The sequence below is a fragment of the Collinsella sp. HCP28S3_E12 genome (assembly GCF_052065595.1).
Taxonomy (GTDB): Bacteria; Actinomycetota; Coriobacteriia; order Coriobacteriales; family Coriobacteriaceae; genus Collinsella.
In genome coordinates this window covers 24,454-42,724 of the sequence record NZ_JBQHTS010000012.1, presented here as the reverse complement: position 1 = coordinate 42,724, position 18,271 = coordinate 24,454, and the positions used below count along the sequence as shown (strand labels likewise).

At 60.6% G+C, this 18,271-nt stretch carries 17 protein-coding genes; 3 read left to right on the top strand and 14 right to left on the bottom strand.

Going from position 1 to position 18,271, the window contains the following annotated elements; genetic code table 11:
- Positions 1–99 precede the first annotated feature (99 nt).
- The 6 genes from pyrF to pyrR form a co-directional block, all read right to left on the bottom strand.
- A complete protein-coding gene (gene pyrF, locus ACTNBY_RS06235; RefSeq protein WP_427747926.1) occupies positions 100–816 on the bottom strand; it encodes an orotidine-5'-phosphate decarboxylase in 717 nt (238 codons plus the stop codon).
- Positions 810–1,718: a dihydroorotate dehydrogenase gene (locus ACTNBY_RS06230; RefSeq protein ID WP_427717595.1), complete on the bottom strand. Its 909-nt coding sequence runs from the start codon at positions 1,716–1,718 to the stop codon at positions 810–812. The genes pyrF and ACTNBY_RS06230 overlap by 7 nt, the downstream gene beginning before the upstream one ends.
- A 14-nt stretch (positions 1,719–1,732) precedes the next feature.
- Positions 1,733–2,500 (bottom strand): dihydroorotate dehydrogenase electron transfer subunit, encoded by a 768-nt coding sequence (locus tag ACTNBY_RS06225; protein WP_154516544.1) that lies wholly within the window; start codon positions 2,498–2,500, stop codon positions 1,733–1,735.
- 116 nt (positions 2,501–2,616) lie between these two features.
- A complete protein-coding gene (locus ACTNBY_RS06220) occupies positions 2,617–3,906 on the bottom strand; it encodes a dihydroorotase (protein WP_154516264.1) in 1,290 nt (429 codons plus the stop codon).
- Positions 3,890–4,834: an aspartate carbamoyltransferase catalytic subunit gene (locus ACTNBY_RS06215; protein ID WP_035138537.1), complete on the bottom strand. Its 945-nt coding sequence runs from the start codon at positions 4,832–4,834 to the stop codon at positions 3,890–3,892. Before ACTNBY_RS06215 ends, ACTNBY_RS06220 begins: the two co-directional genes overlap by 17 nt.
- Positions 4,835–4,838: 4 nt before the next feature.
- The gene (gene pyrR / locus ACTNBY_RS06210; protein ID WP_138374176.1) at positions 4,839–5,423 is read right to left on the bottom strand and encodes a bifunctional pyr operon transcriptional regulator/uracil phosphoribosyltransferase PyrR; all 585 of its coding nucleotides are present in this window, start codon (positions 5,421–5,423) and stop codon (positions 4,839–4,841) included.
- Between the two features lie 450 nt (positions 5,424–5,873).
- Here pyrR and rpmB point away from each other — a divergent pair, with 450 nt between their 5' ends.
- Positions 5,874–6,062, top strand: a complete 189-nt coding sequence (rpmB, locus tag ACTNBY_RS06205; RefSeq protein WP_022094725.1) for a 50S ribosomal protein L28 — start codon at positions 5,874–5,876, stop codon at positions 6,060–6,062.
- Between the two features lie 229 nt (positions 6,063–6,291).
- Here the strand turns inward: rpmB and ACTNBY_RS06200 are convergent, their stop codons facing one another.
- Positions 6,292–6,735 carry a hypothetical protein gene (locus tag ACTNBY_RS06200; RefSeq protein WP_441063825.1) on the bottom strand — a complete coding sequence of 148 codons (444 nt, stop codon included), beginning with the start codon at positions 6,733–6,735 and terminating at the stop codon, positions 6,292–6,294.
- 233 nt (positions 6,736–6,968) lie between these two features.
- Between ACTNBY_RS06200 and adhE the strand changes: the two genes are divergently transcribed.
- The gene (gene adhE, locus ACTNBY_RS06195) at positions 6,969–9,617 is read left to right on the top strand and encodes a bifunctional acetaldehyde-CoA/alcohol dehydrogenase (RefSeq protein ID WP_441063824.1); all 2,649 of its coding nucleotides are present in this window, start codon (positions 6,969–6,971) and stop codon (positions 9,615–9,617) included.
- Between the two features lie 87 nt (positions 9,618–9,704).
- Positions 9,705–10,469, top strand: a complete 765-nt coding sequence (locus ACTNBY_RS06190; RefSeq protein WP_441057376.1) for a phosphotransferase — start codon at positions 9,705–9,707, stop codon at positions 10,467–10,469.
- Between the two features lie 173 nt (positions 10,470–10,642).
- Here ACTNBY_RS06190 and ACTNBY_RS06185 read toward each other — a convergent pair whose 3' ends face one another.
- The 7 genes from ACTNBY_RS06185 to frr are packed head-to-tail and all read right to left on the bottom strand — an operon-like array spanning position 10,643 to position 18,269.
- Positions 10,643–12,364 (bottom strand): proline--tRNA ligase, encoded by a 1,722-nt coding sequence (locus ACTNBY_RS06185; RefSeq protein WP_441063823.1) that lies wholly within the window; start codon positions 12,362–12,364, stop codon positions 10,643–10,645.
- Positions 12,365–13,447 (bottom strand): flavodoxin-dependent (E)-4-hydroxy-3-methylbut-2-enyl-diphosphate synthase, encoded by a 1,083-nt coding sequence (gene ispG / locus ACTNBY_RS06180; protein ID WP_441063822.1) that lies wholly within the window; start codon positions 13,445–13,447, stop codon positions 12,365–12,367. It abuts the gene before it with no gap.
- 13 nt (positions 13,448–13,460) lie between these two features.
- On the bottom strand, positions 13,461–14,822 hold the full coding sequence (locus ACTNBY_RS06175) for a M50 family metallopeptidase (protein ID WP_441063821.1): 1,362 nt from the start codon (positions 14,820–14,822) through the stop codon (positions 13,461–13,463).
- Positions 14,823–14,847: 25 nt separating this feature from the next.
- Positions 14,848–16,035 (bottom strand): 1-deoxy-D-xylulose-5-phosphate reductoisomerase, encoded by a 1,188-nt coding sequence (gene dxr, locus ACTNBY_RS06170; RefSeq protein WP_441063820.1) that lies wholly within the window; start codon positions 16,033–16,035, stop codon positions 14,848–14,850.
- Positions 16,035–16,934, bottom strand: coding sequence for a phosphatidate cytidylyltransferase (locus tag ACTNBY_RS06165; protein ID WP_441063819.1), 900 nt, complete (start codon positions 16,932–16,934; stop codon positions 16,035–16,037). The genes dxr and ACTNBY_RS06165 overlap by 1 nt, the downstream gene beginning before the upstream one ends.
- Before the next feature lie 2 nt (positions 16,935–16,936).
- Entirely contained in the window at positions 16,937–17,731 is a 795-nt protein-coding gene (locus tag ACTNBY_RS06160; protein WP_441041581.1) for an isoprenyl transferase, read from the bottom strand.
- 1 nt (position 17,732) lies between these two features.
- Positions 17,733–18,269 carry a ribosome recycling factor gene (gene frr / locus ACTNBY_RS06155; protein WP_006236112.1) on the bottom strand — a complete coding sequence of 179 codons (537 nt, stop codon included), beginning with the start codon at positions 18,267–18,269 and terminating at the stop codon, positions 17,733–17,735.
- Positions 18,270–18,271 lie beyond the last annotated feature (2 nt).

Sequence of the window (18,271 nt, the reverse complement as noted above, 5' to 3'; positions counted from 1 at the left end):
CCTGACCTGTGATTCCACACAAAGGATGGGAAAGTTTTCGCAGGCACAAGGGCTAATTTGTGCTAATAAGACCCAAAAGTGGTGACTTGAGGGAATCTTTTACGCGACGTTTTCGACCAGCTCGGCGACGATGGCGTCAAAGGCCGCAACCGGATCGTCGGAGCCGGTAATAGGACGGCCCACCACGATGTGGCTCGCACCGCGCTCGATAGCCTGGGAAGGTGTCGCCACACGGGATTGATCGCCCAGGGCGGCACCCACCGGACGCACACCCGGAGTCACGATCAGCGCGTCGGGGCCGAGCAGCTCACGCATGTCGTGAGCCTCCATCGGCGAGCACACGATACCGTCGATGCCGTTGGCCTGAGCGAGCTTTGCCAGGCGAGCGGCCTCCTCGGCCACGGGCGACTCGACGCCGATCTCCGCCAGCGCATCCTGATTCATGCTCGTAAGCACGGTGATGGCGACGAGCTTGGCGCGGTCCTCGCGCGCCTCCTCGGCACCCTCGCGGCAGGCAGCGAGCATGGCGCCCGAACCCAAGCCGTGGACCGAGAGCAGGTCGGCACCGGCAAGCGAGGCCGAGCGAGCGGCACCGCGCACCTGATGCGGAATGTCATGGAACTTGAGGTCGAGGAAGACCTTAAAGCCCAAATCCTTGAACGTCTTGACGATCTCGGGACCCTCGGCGTAATAGAGCGTCATGCCCACCTTGAGCCAGGCGGCATGGCCCGAAAGCTCATGGGCGAGCTCGAGTGCGCGCTCACGGTCGCAGTCGAGGGCGACGATAACACGGTCGCGGGCATCGGTCTCTAGCATTCGAACGCACCTACCAGCTCGTTGATGTCCTTTACGCCCTGGGACTCCGCCCAGGCCTCGAGCTCGTGCGCGATCTTAAGCGAAGCACACGGGTCGACGAAGTTGGCCATGCCGACCGACACGCAGGTGGCGCCGGCCAGGATAAACTCGGCCGCATCCTCGCCGGTCATGACACCGCCGACACCGTTGATGGGGATATCGACGGCCTGGGCGACCTCCCAGACCATGCGCACGGCGATGTGGTGGCACAGCGGGCCCGAAAGGCCGCCCTTGGGCTTGGCCACACGGGACTTGCGGGTGTGCACGTCAATGGCCATGCCCTGGATGGAGTTGATGACCGAAAGGCCATCGGCGCCGGCAGCCTCGAGGGCGCGGGCGATCTCGGCGACGTTGACCGGAGCCATCTTAACGAACAGCGGCTTATCGGTCACCTTGCGGCAGGCAGCCATAACGGAAGAGGCGCCCTCGGGCGTGGAGCCCATGGCGGCACCGCCGGCGGCAATGTTGGGGCAGCTCACGTTGATCTCATAGCCGGCAGCCCAGGGGCACAGCTCGACATACATCTCGAGCGCGCGCACGAACTCATCAACGGAGTGACCGGCAACCTGGCAGATGACCTGGCAACCGTCCTTGGAGAGCTGCTCGAGCCACGGACCGGACTCGCGGGCGAAAGCGGCCACACCGGGGTTCTGCAGGCCCACGGAATTGATCATGCCGCCGGGGATCTCGGCCATGCGGGGTGCAGGATTGCCGGGCCAGGGCTCGGCAGCGCAACCCTTGGTGGTGATGGCACCCAGCTGGGAGACATCAAAGAAGTTCTGGAACTGCCAACCGTAGCCAAAGGTACCGGCTGCGGTGTTGATGGGGTTCTGCATCTTGACGCCGCCGAAATCGACGGACATGTTCACGGTACCCACTAGAAGACCACCACCTTGGAAGCATCAAACACGGGGCCGCACATGCAGGCGCCCTTCATACCGTCGACCGTCTCGACATTGCAGGTGTTGCAGGCACCAAAGCCGCAGCTCATCATGCGCTCGAGCGACACCTCGCAGTACGCGCCGGCCTCGGCGGCAGCGGCGGCGACTTTCTTCATCATAACGGCGGGACCACAGCTGGCGACGTAGTCGTAACCGCCCTTGCCGAGCAGCTCAGCGGCAGGATCGGTGCATAAGCCGTGCGTACCCAACGAGCCGTCGTCGGTGCACACGTTGACCGTGGCTCCCAGCGCGCGGAACTCATCGACGCCCACGACCTTGGACGCGGTGCCAAAACCCAGGCACACGTCAACGGCCACGCCCTGCTCGGCAAGCATGCCAGCGAGGCACAGCACGGGCGGAACACCGATGCCGCCCGCCACGAGCAGCGCCTTCCTGGTGCCCTCGGGTACCAGCCAGCCGCGGCCGCCAGGGCCCAACAGGTTGGACTTGGAGCCGGGGCCCATTTGCGACAGACGACGGGTGTCGTCGCCCACGACGGCGTACCACAGCTCGACGGTACCGGCCTCGGCGTCAGAGCGATAGAAGCTCAAGGGCACGCGAAGCAGCGAAGAGGCATCGCCGGGCACGGCGATGTTCACAAACTGACCGGGCTTGAGCGCACTTGCAAGCTTGGGGGCCGAAATAACGAGCGAGAAGATGCCGTCGGCGATCTCCTGGTTCGAGACGACCTCGAAGTCGTGCATGCGTGCAGTGGAAGGTGTGGGCATAGACGCTCCAATCCCCCATGCAGTTGCATGGACCAAACGAACAGAAAGCGCGGCACCGCAAGGGCACCGCGCGCAAAAGCGATAAGGCTATGCTAGCAGATGCAGCCGTCGGCAAGCGTCTGTTTACCGCCGACAAACACATCGGTGGCACGACCGGTGAGCGTGCGGCCGGCAAAACCGGAGTTCTCGGCGCGCGACTCGTAACCGTCCTCGCCGACCGTCCAGGTGACAGACGCGTCGAAGACGGTCAGGTCGGCAACAGAGCCCGCCTTGACCTGAACCTGGTCGAGGCCCAGGATCTCACGCGGCTTAATAGCCATGAGCTCGACCATGCGGCCCATACCCATCTTGCCCGTGTTGACCAGCTCGGTGAGCACGAGCGACAGCGAGGTCTCGAGGCCGATCATGCCAAAGGGCGCGAGCTCGAACTCACGGGCTTTCTCCCACGGCGTGTGGGGAGCGTGATCGGTGACGATGACGTCGACGGTGCCGTCGATGACACCCTGGCGGATGGCCTCGGCATCCTCGTCGGTACGCAGCGGCGGGTTAACCTTGAGCGAGGTGTTGTAGGTCTCGTCCAGGTCGTTCTCGGTCAGGAACATGTGATGCGGAGTGGCCTCGCAGGTAACCTGAACGCCAGCGGCCTTGCCGGCACGCACGAGCTCCAGGCCATGGGCGGTGGAGATGTGCTGGATATGCAGCTTGGCACCGGTCAGTTTGGCGATCTCGATGTCGCGGGCGATCTGGAGCTCCTCGCCGGCAGCCGGCCAGCCCTCGAGGGCCAGACGAGTCGAAACCTTGCCCTCGTTGATTTGGCCGTGGCCGACCAGGTCCTCGTCCTGGCAATGGCTCATGAAGACCTTGCCGAACATCTTGCCGTAGTCCATGCAGCGACGGAGCATGCCTGCACCCTGCACGCCGCGACCGTCGTCGGTGAAGGCGACGGCGCCGTGGGCGACCATATCGCCCATCTCGGACATAGCCTCGCCCTTAAGACCGCGGGTCATGGCGCCGGAAGGATAGACGCGGCAGTGGCCGACCTCGGCAGCGCGCGACTTGACGAACTCAACAACGGTACCGTTATCGGTAACGGGGTCGGTGTTGGGCATGGCGCACACGCCAGTGAAGCCGCCCTTGGCAGCTGCGCGGGTGCCGCTCTCGATGTCCTCTTTGACCTCGTAGCCGGGCTCGCGCAGGTGGACGTGCATGTCCACCAGGCCAGGGACAAGGTACTTACCGGAAAGGTCGCGGACCTCGGCTCCCTCGGCGGCGAGGTTCTCGCCGACCTCGGCGATCTTGTCGCCGTCGATCAGGACATCAACGACCCCGTCAAGCTCGACGGACGGATCGACGACGTGGGCATTCTTAAGAAGCAAGGCCATTATCGGCACCTCCAAGCAGCAGATACAGGATAGCCATACGCACGCAGATGCCGGCGTAGACCTGCTCCAGGATGACGGAGCGTTGCGGGTGGTCGGCCATATAGGAGTCGAACTCGACGCCACGGTTGATGGGGCCCGGGTGGCAAATGATCGCGTCGGGCTTCATGAGCTTCTCACGGTCCTTGGTCAGGCCGAAGAGCTTGTGGTACTCGCGAATGGTCGGGAACGGGGCACCCTCGAGGCGCTCCTGCTGTACGCGCAGCATGTAAACGACGTCCAGCTCGGGCAGGACGGAATCGAGGTCGCTCGTCACGTGGTCGCAGCCCAGAACCTCGGGCGCCGGCGGCAGCAGCGTGCCGGGGGCGACGGCGTAGGTCTCGCAGCCCATGATCTTCAACGCGGGGATCAGCGAGCCGCAAACACGGGAGTGGGCGATGTCGCCGACGACGGCGACTTTCAGACCGTGGAAGTCACCCTTGTGCTCCCAGATGGTGTACAGGTCAAGCAGGGCCTGCGTGGGGTGATTGTGCTTACCGTCACCGGCGCAGATAACACTCGCGGGCGAATTCTGCGTGACGATGTAGGGAGCACCGGCATGTTTGTCGCGCACGACGATGCAGTCGATCTTGTAGGCGTTGAGCGTCTCGACGGTATCGACGAGGCTCTCGCCCTTGACCGTGGAGGTCGAGGAGCCGCCAAAGTTGAGGCTGTCGGCCGAAAGACGCTTCTCGGCAAGCTCGAAGGAGCTGCGGGTACGCGTCGAGGGCTCGTTGAACATATTGACGATAGTCTTGCCCTTGAGCGTGGGGACCTTCTTGATGGCACGCTCGTTGACCTCGGAGAACGCCTTGGCGGTCTCGAGGATGAGCTTGATGTCCTCTTCGGAGTACTCGGTAATGTCGATCAGGTGCTTATGATTGAACGCCACGGTACTACTCACCTCCCAGCGGCGCGGAGCCCACGTGGGAACCCGGCGCGACGTCGTTGATCTCGACAGCGGTACGGCCGTCGACTTCCTTCATATATAGGTGCACGTTCTCCTCGTGCGACGAGGGAACGTTCTTGCCGACAAAGTCCGGCGAGATAGGGAGCTCGCGGTGGCCGCGGTCAACGAGAACTGCCAGCTCGATGCGGCTCGGACGGCCCAGGTCCATAACGGCGTCCAGAGCGGCGCGGATGGTGCGACCCGTGTACAGGATGTCGTCAACCAAAACGACGCGCTTGCCGTCGACGCTGAAGGGAATGTTGGTAGCGTGGATCGCGGGAGCGAAGTTAGTCGCATAGTCATCGCGATAGAAGCTGATGTCCAGGCTGCCGAGCGGGACGTCAACACCCTCGATCTCCTTGATCGCCTCGGCGAGCTTCTTTGCCAGAAGGTCGCCGCGCGTGACGATGCCGACCAGAGCGAGGTCTTCACAGCCCTCGTTGCGCTCGAGAATCTCGTGCGCGATGCGGGTCATCGCTCGGTTGACGGCGGTCTCGTCCATGATGACCGCCTTGGGGGAAGTCGTGCCCATCGATCTCCTTCCTCACATGTCTTGACTGCTGATACAGTCAAAAAAATAGATGCCCGACCGCTCAAAGCGGACCAGACACCCACAGGAAGGACTGCTCTATGGCAGCAATATAAATCCATGTGGGTATCTCGTACCCCTTTAATGGTCAAGGGATAGTGTAGCCAACCCCGAGCTTAATTGCGAGCATTAATACGGAGCAATCCGCAAACGGACTCAACGCTCCATAAACCTATATATATTTGCGGGACAAGCTTGAAAACGTCGATGCGAGCTGGCATAATCCCCTCTGCTACACGCAAATCGGATCTACGTCCAGGGCCGTAGCGTGGGCACTATCGCCATAAGAGAAATATCTCTGTGTAGATTACGCACAGGGAGCTGCTTCTGTGCTATAGTTCAGGCTTGTTTGTTAACGCGACATGTTCGTTTGTCGCCCAAGGAGGGTCAGTTATGTCCAAAGTTTGCGAAGTTTGCGGTAAGCACCCCGTTGCCGGTCGCTCCATCAGCCACTCTCACCGCGTCACCAACCGTAAGTTCCGCCCCAACATCCAGCGTGTCTACGTCGTCGTCGATGGTCACCGTCGCAAGATGAACGTTTGCTCCACCTGCCTTAAGTCTGGCAAGGTTGCGCGCTCCTAAATAAGGTCTTACCAACAAGTACCTCGGACTCTCCGGGTCAAAGACCTCGCGTTCACATAGAACTTACCAAAGGCGTCCTCTCTTGTGGAGGGCGCCTTTTTGCACTCATTGGGGACAGACTTACATGGGTGTTTTCACTCATTGGGGACAGACTTACATGGGTGTTTTCACTCATTGGGGACAGACATGATGCGTGTCTGCGGCGCCCCGACTAGCTCCGGCCCCTGCCTCACGCAGCTTCCTTCCAGCCCGCAGTGGCCTTGGTCACACTTGTAGCGCCGATACCGGTGATACGGGCAATTTGCTTGACCGTGAGATGTGCCTGCCTGAGCCTCAGCAGGCAGGCATCGCGTTCGGGGCGTGGCAGGGCCTTAAGCAGCGTAGGATCTATGCTCGGCAGGACTTCGCGCGCAACGGAAAGGGCCTCCTCATCGGGGATCCGACGGCGTGGAAGAACCTCCACCGACCAGATGCGCCCGGCAGCTTCCTTGAGATGTTCGCAATAGCAACGGGAGCCTCCGACAATATCGAGCATAGGGGCCGCATCACAAATGTCAAAGGGATCGTAGCCCAGCTGATATGCCTTGAAGCTTGACCATCGGTACGCCTCGAGTGAGTCGAGCGAACCTTTCACAGGATTGAGATGGATATAATCGAGCAGCTGCACCGCCATAACAGGTCCAGAACAGCGAAATGGCAAAACGATGTCTGTCCCAAATGAGTGAAAGCACTCATATAAGTCTGTCCCCAATGAGCGGGCCGATGCCAGGCTGATATTTTAAATTAAAACGCTTCAGTAGATTGAAGCGTTTTAGTGTGCCTTTTACGGGAATCTTACCGTTCGCCGAATAATTTCTTGCTATCATGCAACACGTAGGGTAAATCTCCGATCGCAAGGAGACACAAATGGTGAAAAAGTCACCGGAAAACACTACTCCCGCAATTGTGGACAACGTAGAGGCGCTTGAGGCTAAGCTCGCTCAGATGCGAGAGGCCCAGGCGCTTTTTGCTACGTACACGCAGGAGCAGGTCGACAAGATCTTCTACGAGGCCGCCATGGCCGCCAACAAGGCTCGTATCCCGCTGGCGAAGATGGCCATCGAGGAGACCGGTCGCGGCGTTCTTGAGGACAAGGTCATCAAGAACCACTACGCCGCAGAGTACATCTACAACGCTTACAAGAACACCAAGACCTGTGGTGTCATTGAGCGCGACGAGGCCTACGGCATCACCAAGATCGCTGAGCCCATCGGCATCGTGGGCGCCGTCATCCCGACGACCAACCCCACCTCCACCGCGATCTTCAAGACGCTGATCAGCCTGAAGACCCGCAACGCCATCATCATCTCCCCGCACCCGGCTGCCGCCAAGTGCACCATCGCCGCCGCCAAGCTCGTGCTTGACGCCGCCGTCAAGGCCGGCGCCCCCGAGGGCATCATCGGCTGGGTCGATGTCCCCTCCATCGAGCTGACCAACATGGTCATGCGCGATGTCGACATCATCCTCGCCACCGGTGGCCCGGGCATGGTCAAGGCCGCCTACTCCTCGGGCAAGCCCGCCCTGGGCGTTGGCGCCGGTAACACCCCGGTCGTCATCGACGACACCGCCGACGTGCTGCTCGCCGTCAACTCCATCATCCACTCCAAGACCTTCGACAACGGCATGATCTGCGCTTCCGAGCAGTCCGTGACCGTCATCGACACCATCTATGACCAGGTTAAGGCCGAATTCCAGAAGCGCGGCTGCTACTTCGTCAAGCAGGGTGCCGAGATGGAGGCCCTGCGCGGCGCCATGTTCAAGAACGGCGCTCTCGATCACCGCATCCCCGGCATGGCTGCCGCCAAGATCGCCGAGCTCGCCGGTATCGAGGTTCCCGCCAAGACCAAGATCCTGATCGCCGAGGTCACCTCCACCGACCCCGCCAAGGAGGAGTTCTCCCACGAGAAGCTCTCCCCTGTCCTGGCCATGTATCACGCCAAGGACTTCCAGGAGGCCGTCGACAAGGCCGAGCACCTGGTACTCGCCGGTGGCCCGGGCCACACCGCCTCTCTGTACGTGCATCCCGCCCAGGCCGATAAGATCAGCCTGTTCGAGCATGTCATGAAGGCCTGCCGTATCGTCATCAACACCCCGTCCTCGCACGGCGGCATCGGTGACCTGTACAACTTTGGCATGAAGCCGTCTCTGACCCTGGGCTGCGGCTCCTGGGGCGGCAACTCCGTCTCCGAGAACGTTGGGGTGAAGCACTTGATCAACGTTAAGACTGTGGCCGAGCGCCGTGAGAACATGCTGTGGTTCCGCGCTCCCGAGAAGGTCTACTTCAAGAAGGGTTCCACGCCCGTCGCTCTCGACGAGCTGGGCAGCGTCATGGGCAAGAAGCGCGCCTTTATCGTCACCGACCAGTTCCTCTTCAAGAATGGCAACACCCGCGCCATCGAGGCCAAGCTCGACGAGATGGGCATCGCCCACGACTGCTTCTACGACGTCGAGCCCGATCCGTCGCTGCAGTGCGCACGTCGCGGCGCCAAGCAGATGGCTCTCTTTGAGCCGGACGTCATCATCGCCGTTGGCGGTGGCTCCGCTATGGACGCCGGCAAGATCATGTGGATGATGTACGAGCACCCCGAGTGCAAGTTTGAGGACATGGCCATGGACTTCATGGACATCCGCAAGCGTATCTTCACCTTCCCCGAGATGGGCAAGAAGGCCTACTTCGTCGCCGTCCCGACCTCTTCGGGCACCGGTTCCGAGTGCACGCCCTTCGCCATCATCACCGACAAGGAGACCGGCATCAAGTGGCCGCTCGCCGACTACGCGCTGCTCCCCAACATGGCTATCGTTGACGCCGACAACTGCATGACCGCCCCGCGCGGCCTGACCGCCGCCTCCGGCATCGACGTCATGACCCACGCCATCGAGTCCTATGTCTCCATCATGGCCTCCGACTACACCAAGGGCCTCTCCGAGCGCGCTGCCAAGCTCGTCTTCGAGAACCTGCCCTCCAGCTTCGAAAACGGCGCCAAGGACCCGCATGCCCGCGAGGAGATGCACAACGCCTCCTGCATGGCCGGTATGGCCTTCGCCAACGCCTTCCTGGGCCTCAACCACTCCATGGCCCACAAGCTCGGTGCCTTCCATCACCTGCCCCACGGCATCGCCAACGCCATCATCCTGACTCGCGTCATGCGCTACAACGCCGCCGAGGCCCCCGTCAAGATGGGCACGTTCTCCCAGTATCCTTACCCCAACGCGCTGCACAACTACGCCGAGATGGCCAAGTACTGCGGTATCGAGGGCAAGGACGACAAGGAGATCTTCGAGAACTTCATCACGAAGCTCGAGGAGCTCAAGGACTTCATCGGTGTCAAGAAGACCATCGCCGACTACGGTGTTGACGAGCAGTACTTCCTCGACACCCTCGACGAGATGACCGAGCAGGCATTCAACGACCAGTGCACCGGCGCTAACCCGCGCTACCCGCTCATGAGCGAGATCAAGGAGCTCTACCTGGACGCCTACTATGGCCGCGAGCCCCAGGACTACGCCGTCTGCTAGTTTTTAGCACGGTTATTTCGGCGGGGGTGAACGGGCGCACGCACGCCCCCGCCGCTGCTTCTATCGCATCGTTGAAAGGATGCAATCATGCTGCTCCCCGAATCCAAGACCGAGCTCGTCCGTCGCGGCAACAAAGTCGTTTACGACCTGGGCGACAAGATCGTCAAGGTCTTTAACGAGACCAAGCCCGTCTCCGACGTGTTCAACGAGGCTTTGAATCTTGCCCGCATCAATGAGTGCGGCATCCGCAGCCCCAAGGCTCTCGAGGTTTCTCAGCTCGAGAACGCCAACGGCTGGGCGCTCGTGACCGAGAAGGTTCCGGGCACTACCCTTGCCGAGAAGATGACTGCCGAGCCCCAGCGCTTTGGTGAGTACCTCGAGATGTTCGTCGACCTCCAGATCGAGATCCACGGCTACACCTCCCCGCTGCTCAACCGTCAGCGCGACAAGTTCGCCCGCATGATCGACAGCCTCGATCAGCTCAATGCCACCACGCGCTACAACCTTCAGGAGCGTCTGGACGGCATGACCAAGGAGTTCAAGGTCTGCCACGGCGACTTCAACCCCTCCAACGTCATCGTTGGCGACGACGGCCAGCTGTACGTCTGCGACTGGGCACACGCCACCCAGGGCTCCCCTGCTGCCGACGTTGCCACCAGCTACCTGCTCTTTGCCCTCAACAGCAAGGACCAGGCCGAGGCCTACCTGGAGCTCTACTGCGATCGCGCCGACATGCCCATGCAGGTCGTGCGTCAGTGGACGAGCATCGTCGCCGCTTCCGAGCTCGCTCGTAAGCGCAACGTGAACGATGAGTTCCTGAAGAACTGGATCGACGTCGTCGATTATCAGTAATATCTGAGCGATTTATTTCGCATCGGAGGCACAAAGGAAAACCCCACAGCTCGCATGGGCTGCGGGGTTTTCCTTTTAGCAAGAAATGTCCCTTAGACGCAAAAGCGGCCCTGCATCTCTACCTCGAGAGACGCAGGGCCGCTTAACAAGTGCACTAAACGCAGCGGGCTCGATTAACGGCGTGCTGCTTTCACAAGCTCAGCGACCTTGGCGACAATCTCATCGATTGCCACATCCTCGCGCTCGCCCGTGGCACGGTCCTTGAGCTCGACGGTGCCGTTCTTAAGGCCGCGCTTGCCGAGCACCACCTGATAAGGGAAGCCCATAAGGTCGTTGTCGGCAAACTTAAAGCCGGGACGCTCGTCACGGTCGTCAACGACAACCTCGATACCCTCGGCGCACAGACCCTCGACGATTTGATCGCAAACAGAAGCGCACTCCTCCTTCTTGGGGTCGAGCGGAATCACCGCAACCTCGTACGGGGCAACAGAGACCGGCCAAACGATACCGTGCTCGTCGTTGTGCTGCTCCACGACGGCAGCGAGCGAGCGGGACACGCCCACGCCGTAGCAACCCATGATAAGCGGCTTCTCCTTGCCGTCCTCGTCCATAAAGGTGGCACCCATGGCTTCGGAGTACTTGGTGCCCAGCTGGAAGACCTGGGAAACCTCGATACCGCGAGCAGCGGAGAGCGGCTTGCCGCAGTGCGGGCAAGGGTCGCCGGCAACGACGGTAACCAGGTCGGCCCACTCGTCGACGGTAAAGTCGCGCTCGGGGCAGGCACCGGTAAAGTGATAGTCGACTTCGTTGGCACCGCAGGCCCACTGCTTGGACTCGCGCAGGCTCTCGTCGCAGACCAGACGAATGCCCTCGGGCAGGTTAACCGGTCCGATAAAGCCCTTATGCAGACCGTAGGTCTGGAGCTCCTCGTCGGTCATCATGCGATAGCCCTTGCCAAAGACATGCTCGGCCTTGCAGTCGTTGAGCTCATGATCGCCCGGAACGATGGCCACAACCGGCTTGCCCTCGGCGTCGATGAGAGCCAGCGACTTGCGCGTACCGTTCTCGGGGAAGCCGAAGAACTTGGCGACGGCCTCGATGGTGCCCATACCCGGAGTCTCGACCTTGGTGAGTGTGCCGTCGCCGGGGCCCTCGGTCACAACGACCTTGGTGCTTGCCGCCTCGTCATCGGCAGCAAAGCCACAATCGTCGCAGTAGACCAGCGAAGCCTCGCCGGCCTCTGCCAGCGCCATAAACTCGACGGAAGTGTCGCCACCGATCTCGCCGGAATCGGCGACGACGGGCAGGGCCTTAATGTAGCAGCGCTCGCAGATATTGGCGTAGGCCTGCTTCATCTTGTCGTACTCCTCCTGCAGGCTCTCCTGCGTGGCAGAAAAGCTGTAGGCGTCTTTCATGATGAACTCGCGACCGCGCATCAGGCCAAAGCGGGGACGGAACTCGTCGCGGAACTTGTCCTGGATGTGATAGAGATTCACCGGCAGTTGCTTGTATGAACGCAGCTCGTTGCGCACCAGGGCAGTCACGGTCTCCTCGTGCGTGGGGCCGAGCACGAACTCGCGGCCGTGGCGGTCATCAAAGCGCACGAGCTCCTTGCCATAGGCATCGATACGGCCGGACTCACGCCACAGCTCGGCATCGACCATGATGGGCATCATGAGCTCCTGGGCGCCGGCGGCGTCCATCTCGTCGCGCACGATGTTCTCAATCTTGCGAATCGAGCGCCACGCGAGCGGCAGATAGGAATAGAGACCGGCGGCCTCCTTGCGGATCATACCGGCACGGAGCAGCAGGCGATGGCTCGCAAGCTCAGCGTCGGCCGGATCCTCTTTGAGCGTCGGAGCATACAGCTTAGACATATACATTGGTCGGGTCATTTATTTCTCCTCAATAAGCTTGTCGACCTCGGCCATAAGCGCGTCGACAATTTGGTCCTCCGCTACTTTACCAATGATCTGGCCGTGCGAAAAGAGCAGGCCCTGACCACGTCCGCAAGCAACGCCCAGGTCGGCATCAGAAGCCTCACCAGGGCCATTGACGGCACATCCCATGACGGCAATCGAAAGCGGCGCGGCATAGTTCTTAAGCCGCTCGGTTACTTCCTCGGCGATTGCGATCAGGTTAACCTGACAGCGGGCGCACGTGGGGCACGAGACAATCTCGGGGCCGCGGCGACGCAGGCCCAGCGACTGCAAAATTCCCCAGGCGACCGGCGGCTCCTCAACCGGATCGGCCGTGAGCGAAACGCGCATGGTGTCACCGATTCCCTCGGACAGCAGGATGCCAAGGCCCACCGAGCTCTTGATGGTGCCCTGTAGCTTGGTACCCGCCTCGGTTACACCCAGGTGAAGCGGAACGTGGGGAATCTCACGCGACAGGGCACGATAGGTGTCGAGCGTCGTTTGCACGCTATGGGCCTTGGCCGAAAGCACAATGTCCGTAAAGCCGCGGTCTTCAAAATGCTTGACGAAACGTTCGCTCGACATCACAAGCTTTTCGGGCTGCGTGAGGTCGTCGCGCTCAGCGATATCCTGCTCAAGCGAACCAGCATTGACGCCGATACGAATCGCACAGCCCTCGGCACCCGCAGCATCGATCACCGCGTCAACCTTGGCCCAATCGCCGATATTGCCGGGATTGATGCGCAGCTTGGCAGCACCGGCCTCAACGGCACCAATGGCGAGCTTATGGTTAAAGTGGATATCGGCAACGATCGGCACCGGAGACTCGGCACAGATGGCGCGGAAACCCTCAAGCGCGGCCTCGGTGGGCACGCTCACGCGCACGATATCGCAGCCAGCCTGCGCCAACGCGCACACTTGCGCAAGCGTTGCCTGGGCATCAGCGGTATCGGTGCAGGTCATGGATTGGACCACCACCGGCGCGCCTCCACCGATCTGCACGCCGCCCACATGCACGGGGCGCGTCAACTCGCGAGGCAAAGGATGGGATAAAGACAATCCAAACACTCCCCTACAGAATAAATCGAAGGATGTCGGAACGAAGCATATAGACAAACAGCAGCGCAAAGAGCGCGATGCCCACATAGCTCACAATCGTCTGGACCTTGAGCGGAAGCTCGCGGCCCGCAATCTTTTGAATGATCTCGATGACCAACTTGCCGCCATCGAGTGGCGGGATGGGCAGCAGGTTCATAAAGCCAAGCGAGAACGAAATGAGGGCGGCAAACGAAAGGAACGTGGCAGGGCCGGCAGCAGCAGCTTGCGAGGACATAACGCTAATACCCACGATCGAAGAGGACTGATCGAGAATCTCCATCGTATGCTGAGGCTGGAGCAGGCGCATCACGCCCTTCGCTGTCTGCACGACATAGGAGAACGACAGGCGAGCCGACGTGATAGGGTCTAAACGGACCACCTGCGTAGAGACATACACACCTAGGCGTTCGTCCTCTTTGAGCGCAACCGTGGTCGAATGCTTCTTGCCGTCACGCTCGTACTCAATGGCGATATCGTCCTTACCGGCAGCCTTGCCAATGGCATCGTAAACGTCCATCCAGGTAGAGCACGATACTCCGTCGACCGAAAGAATCGCGTCGCCATCCTCGATTCCCGCCGCGGAGGCAATCGAGCCTTCGTCAACCTGGCCGATCACATTGGTGTCCACCGGCACCGTGACACCCGCGATGGAATAGATGCTCATAAGGAGCAAAAAGCCCGTCAGGATATTGACGATAATGCCCGCAAGCAGCATAAAGGCACGCTTGACAAAGCCCTGACCCAAATAGGTGTGCGAGCGCTCGCGTGCAAGGAATTCGGCCTCGCCGCACGGCAGTTCCCATACATCGCCCTCGGCAGTCGCGTGCTCGCGATCGAACCGACGGCCGTCAAAGGTGGTATAACCCGCTGCATCACGCGGCAGGGTCTGGTACTTGGTGGGATAGTAACCAGGCGAAGGCTTTTCTCCTTCTTCATACCAAGGAGCTATGGAGCCCCAACCCAGCAGCAAAGCACAGGCCTCGAGCACATCCTCCTCGGACAGCTCAAGCTCGACGGCAAGATCGGCCACCGTCACACGGCCGTGGCGATAGATGGCGGCAAGCACGCGATCGGCATACGAGACATCGGTCGGATCCATGCCACAGATGGCAGCATACCCACCCAGCAACAGCGGGGTCACGCCAAACTTGGTGCCGATCCGACGAGACGTATGGTGGATATCAAAGCGACACGGCAGGCCCAAAAAGAACTCAGTCACCCGGACGCCGCAGGCACGCGCCGCCAAAAAGTGGCCGCCCTCGTGCAAAAACACGAGGACGGAAAGCATCAGCAGGCCCCAAAAGACCGATGAGAGAACGCTCAGAACAGTTTCCATAAAACGAAAAAGCAATCCTTATGGGTTAAAAACGGGTTGCGGCGAGCACTTGCGCGGCCTTTTCACGCGCCCACGCATCGATACCGCGAAGCTGTTCAAACGAATCGACCGTCTGCGCATCATGCGCATCCATACAGGATTCCACAATGCGATCGATATCGGTAAAACTGCAGCCATCATGCAGGAAGGCATCGACGGCGACCTCGTTGGCGGCATTGAGCACGCACGGCATGGTGCCGCCCGTCTTGCCCGCACGCTCGGCCAGCGCCAGGCAGCGGAACGTATCCATGTCGGCCGCATCAAAGGTAAGCTGACCCAACTCGCGGAAATCGATGCGCGGAGCCGGAGTATCCCAGCGCTCGGGATACGAGAAGGCAAACTGGATGGGAATGCGCATGTCAGATGCCCCGAGATGCGCCATCACGGAGCCGTCGGCAAACTCGACCATCGAATGGATCTTTGACTGGCACTGCACGACCACGTTGATAAAGTCGAGGTCGCAACCGAACAAGTGCATCGCCTCGATACGCTCCAGGCCCTTGTTCATGAGGGTAGCGGAGTCAATCGTGATCTTGGCACCCATAGCCCACGTAGGGTGCGCCAGGGCATCGGCGCGCGTCACACGGTCGAGTTCCTCGCGCGAACGGCCAAAGAACGGACCGCCCGAACAGGTAAGCCAAATACAATGGGCCTCGCGCGGATTCTCACCCAGATAGCATTGGTAAATTGCAGAGTGCTCGGAATCGACCGGGATAAGCTGACCGGGCTGAGCCAACGGCATCAGCAGGTCACCGCCAACAACGAGCGACTCCTTATTGGCAAGGGCAAGGCGCTTATTCGAGGTCAAGGCCGCATGGCTCGCCTCGAGACCGGCGGCGCCCACAATAGCGACAAGCACGCAGTCAACATCGTCGCGACGCGCGAGCTCGCAAACCGCTTGCGCACCTACGCCGAGCTCCGTTCCCTCGGGCAACTCCTGCAGCACGGCGTCATCGCCATGAGCGACATCGGCCACGGCAACCGCCGGAACCGAGAACTCGCGGGCAGCGGCAACGAGCTCGGAGGTGCTGGAACTAACGGAAAGCGCCGTCACCTGCAGACGATCGGCATGCTGACGGCAAACATCGAGCGCCTGAGTGCCGATAGAGCCCGTACAGCCCAGGATGGCAACACGGAGACGTCCATCGGAGCCATAGGTCGTCTGGAAGGACATTACAGCACGCCTCCGATCATCAGCATCAGCTGCGCGGTGATGCAGCCGAAGATAAGCGAATCGCTACGATCGAGCATGCCGCCGTGGCCCGGGATAAGGTTACCGGAATCCTTGACGCCCACACCGCGCTTGATGCGCGACTCGATAAGGTCGCCGATAACGCCCAGGATGGACACAACCACGCCACAAAGCAGCGCATAGGGCAAGCTCAGCTTATAGAAATGCGTCGCCCACAAAATGAGCCAGATGAGAACCGAGCCCAAGATGCCACCAACAAAGCCCTCCCAGCTCTTGTTGGGAGAGATCTTGGGAACCATCTTGTGTTTGCCGATACGGCTGCCCACGATGTAGGCAAACGAATCGGAGACCCAAAGGGACGCGCAAACACCCACTGAAAGCAGGGCGCCGGCAAAACCGGGCACGGCATCGCGCAGCAGCACAATAGCCGACAGCATAAAGCCTGTGTAGATGGGACCCATGAGCGTCACGGCCACATCAGAGATGCGGGTACGCGGCGACCAAACATACCAAATGCCCACCGCGAGCATCAGTGCGAAAAGCAGGGCGTTCAGCAAAAGCGAATCGCCAAGCGCCGATAACGGAAAGAGCACGGCGGCAATAATGCCCAGATGCTCGTTGGCGACTTTGCCATCGAGCCTCGTCATACGGAAAAACTCAAAGCAGCAAAGCCCGCTCATGACAGAGACAAAAATGGCGGTGGGCACGATACCCAAAACCAGGCACAGGATAAAGACAACGGCGTAGACGATACCGGCGGCGGCACGGGTAATAAAGCCCGCAAGCCACGAACCGGTGCCGCTCTTCGCTGCAGGCGCTCCCGCAGTGGCAGCTTTGCGCGCAGGCGTCTTGGGAGCAGATGCCTTGGGACGATCGGACACGATTAAGCCTCCTCGGTCTTGCTCAGTCCACCAAACCTACGGTCACGGCCCTGATAGGCCAAAATGGCGTCGACAAGGCCCCAACGATCAAAGTCAGGCCAATAGGTATCGGTGACATAGAACTCGGAATAAGCCACCTGCCACAGCAGATAGTTCGAAAGGCGAAGCTCACCAGAGGTGCGAATGACCAGCTCGGGATCGGGAAGACCGGCGGTGTACAGGTGCGAAGCAACCATATCATCGTCGATAGCAGCAGGGTCGATCTTGCCGGCGGCAGCATCGAGCGCAAGCTGACGGGCGGCACGGGTAATCTCGGCACGCGCGCCGTAGTTGACGGCAAGCGCCAGCGTCATACCGGTGTGATCAGCGCACTCGGCAAGACCGCATTCAAAAACGTCGCGGGTCTTCTTGGGCAGCGCGGAAATATCACCCAAAAAGACAACACGGACGTTTTCGCGCTTCAGAAGCGGCAGCTCATCGATAAACGTCTTGGCAAACAGATGCATCAAGACGTTAACCTCATGCTGCGGGCGGTTCCAGTTTTCGGTTGAAAACGCATAGGCGGAAAGCACGTCGACGCCCAGACGCACGCAGGCGGTAATGATCTCACGAAGGGAGACGATACCCGCCTTGTGGCCCTCGGTACGGGCAAGACCTCGCGCCGTAGCCCAGCGACCGTTGCCGTCCATGATGCACGAGATATGGCGCGGAATGTTATTGAGGTCAAGGTCGGAAAAACCGACGCCCGCAGGGGCGTCGGCAAAGTACTCGACCAGTTTGTTCTCGTCGTATTGCACCTTAGATCTCCATGACCTCGGCTTCTTTTTCCTTCAGAAGCTCCTCGACCTTGGCGACATACTCGTCGGTATGCTTCTGCACCTTGGCCTGCTCACGGCGGACGTCGTCCTCGGTAAGCTCCTCATCGCGCTCGAGCTTGTTGTTAAAGTCGCGACGGATGTTACGGATAGACACCTTGGCCTGCTCGGCGTACTCGCGGCACTCCTTGACGAGCTCGCGACGGCGCTCCTCGGTGGGAGCCGGGAACGGAAGACGAACAACGGTGCCATCGGAGTTGGGGGTAATACCCAGATCGGAAGCGCCGATGGCCTTGACGATGGCGTTGATAAGCGCCTTATCCCACGGCTCGATGAGCAGCATGTGGGCCTCGGGGGTCTTTACGGCGGCAACCTGCGTGACCGGCGTGGGAACACCGTAATAATCGACGGTGATGTCGGACAGAATGTTAGCGTTGGCTCGGCCGGTACGGACCTTGGAGAAGTTATGCTTGAGGGACTCGAGCGACTTGTCCATGTGGGCGGTGATGTTCTCTGCCATGC

What these genes read in the sequence shown, in the direction of transcription:
- pyrF (WP_427747926.1), bottom strand. Translation starts at nt 816, where the DNA reads ATGCTAGAGACCGATGCCCGCGACCGTGTTATCGTCGCCCTCGACTGC.
- ACTNBY_RS06230 (WP_427717595.1), bottom strand. Translation starts at nt 1,718, where the DNA reads ATGTCCGTCGATTTCGGCGGCGTCAAGATGCAGAACCCCATCAACACC.
- ACTNBY_RS06225 (WP_154516544.1), bottom strand. Translation starts at nt 2,500, where the DNA reads ATGCACGACTTCGAGGTCGTCTCGAACCAGGAGATCGCCGACGGCATC.
- ACTNBY_RS06220 (WP_154516264.1), bottom strand. Translation starts at nt 3,906, where the DNA reads ATGGCCTTGCTTCTTAAGAATGCCCACGTCGTCGATCCGTCCGTCGAG.
- pyrR (WP_138374176.1), bottom strand. Translation starts at nt 5,423, where the DNA reads ATGGGCACGACTTCCCCCAAGGCGGTCATCATGGACGAGACCGCCGTC.
- rpmB (WP_022094725.1), top strand. Translation starts at nt 5,874, where the DNA reads ATGTCCAAAGTTTGCGAAGTTTGCGGTAAGCACCCCGTTGCCGGTCGC.
- ACTNBY_RS06200 (WP_441063825.1), bottom strand. Translation starts at nt 6,735, where the DNA reads ATGGCGGTGCAGCTGCTCGATTATATCCATCTCAATCCTGTGAAAGGT.
- adhE (WP_441063824.1), top strand. Translation starts at nt 6,969, where the DNA reads ATGGTGAAAAAGTCACCGGAAAACACTACTCCCGCAATTGTGGACAAC.
- ACTNBY_RS06190 (WP_441057376.1), top strand. Translation starts at nt 9,705, where the DNA reads ATGCTGCTCCCCGAATCCAAGACCGAGCTCGTCCGTCGCGGCAACAAA.
- ACTNBY_RS06185 (WP_441063823.1), bottom strand. Translation starts at nt 12,364, where the DNA reads ATGACCCGACCAATGTATATGTCTAAGCTGTATGCTCCGACGCTCAAA.
- ACTNBY_RS06175 (WP_441063821.1), bottom strand. Translation starts at nt 14,822, where the DNA reads ATGGAAACTGTTCTGAGCGTTCTCTCATCGGTCTTTTGGGGCCTGCTG.
- dxr (WP_441063820.1), bottom strand. Translation starts at nt 16,035, where the DNA reads ATGTCCTTCCAGACGACCTATGGCTCCGATGGACGTCTCCGTGTTGCC.
- frr (WP_006236112.1), bottom strand. Translation starts at nt 18,269, where the DNA reads ATGGCAGAGAACATCACCGCCCACATGGACAAGTCGCTCGAGTCCCTC.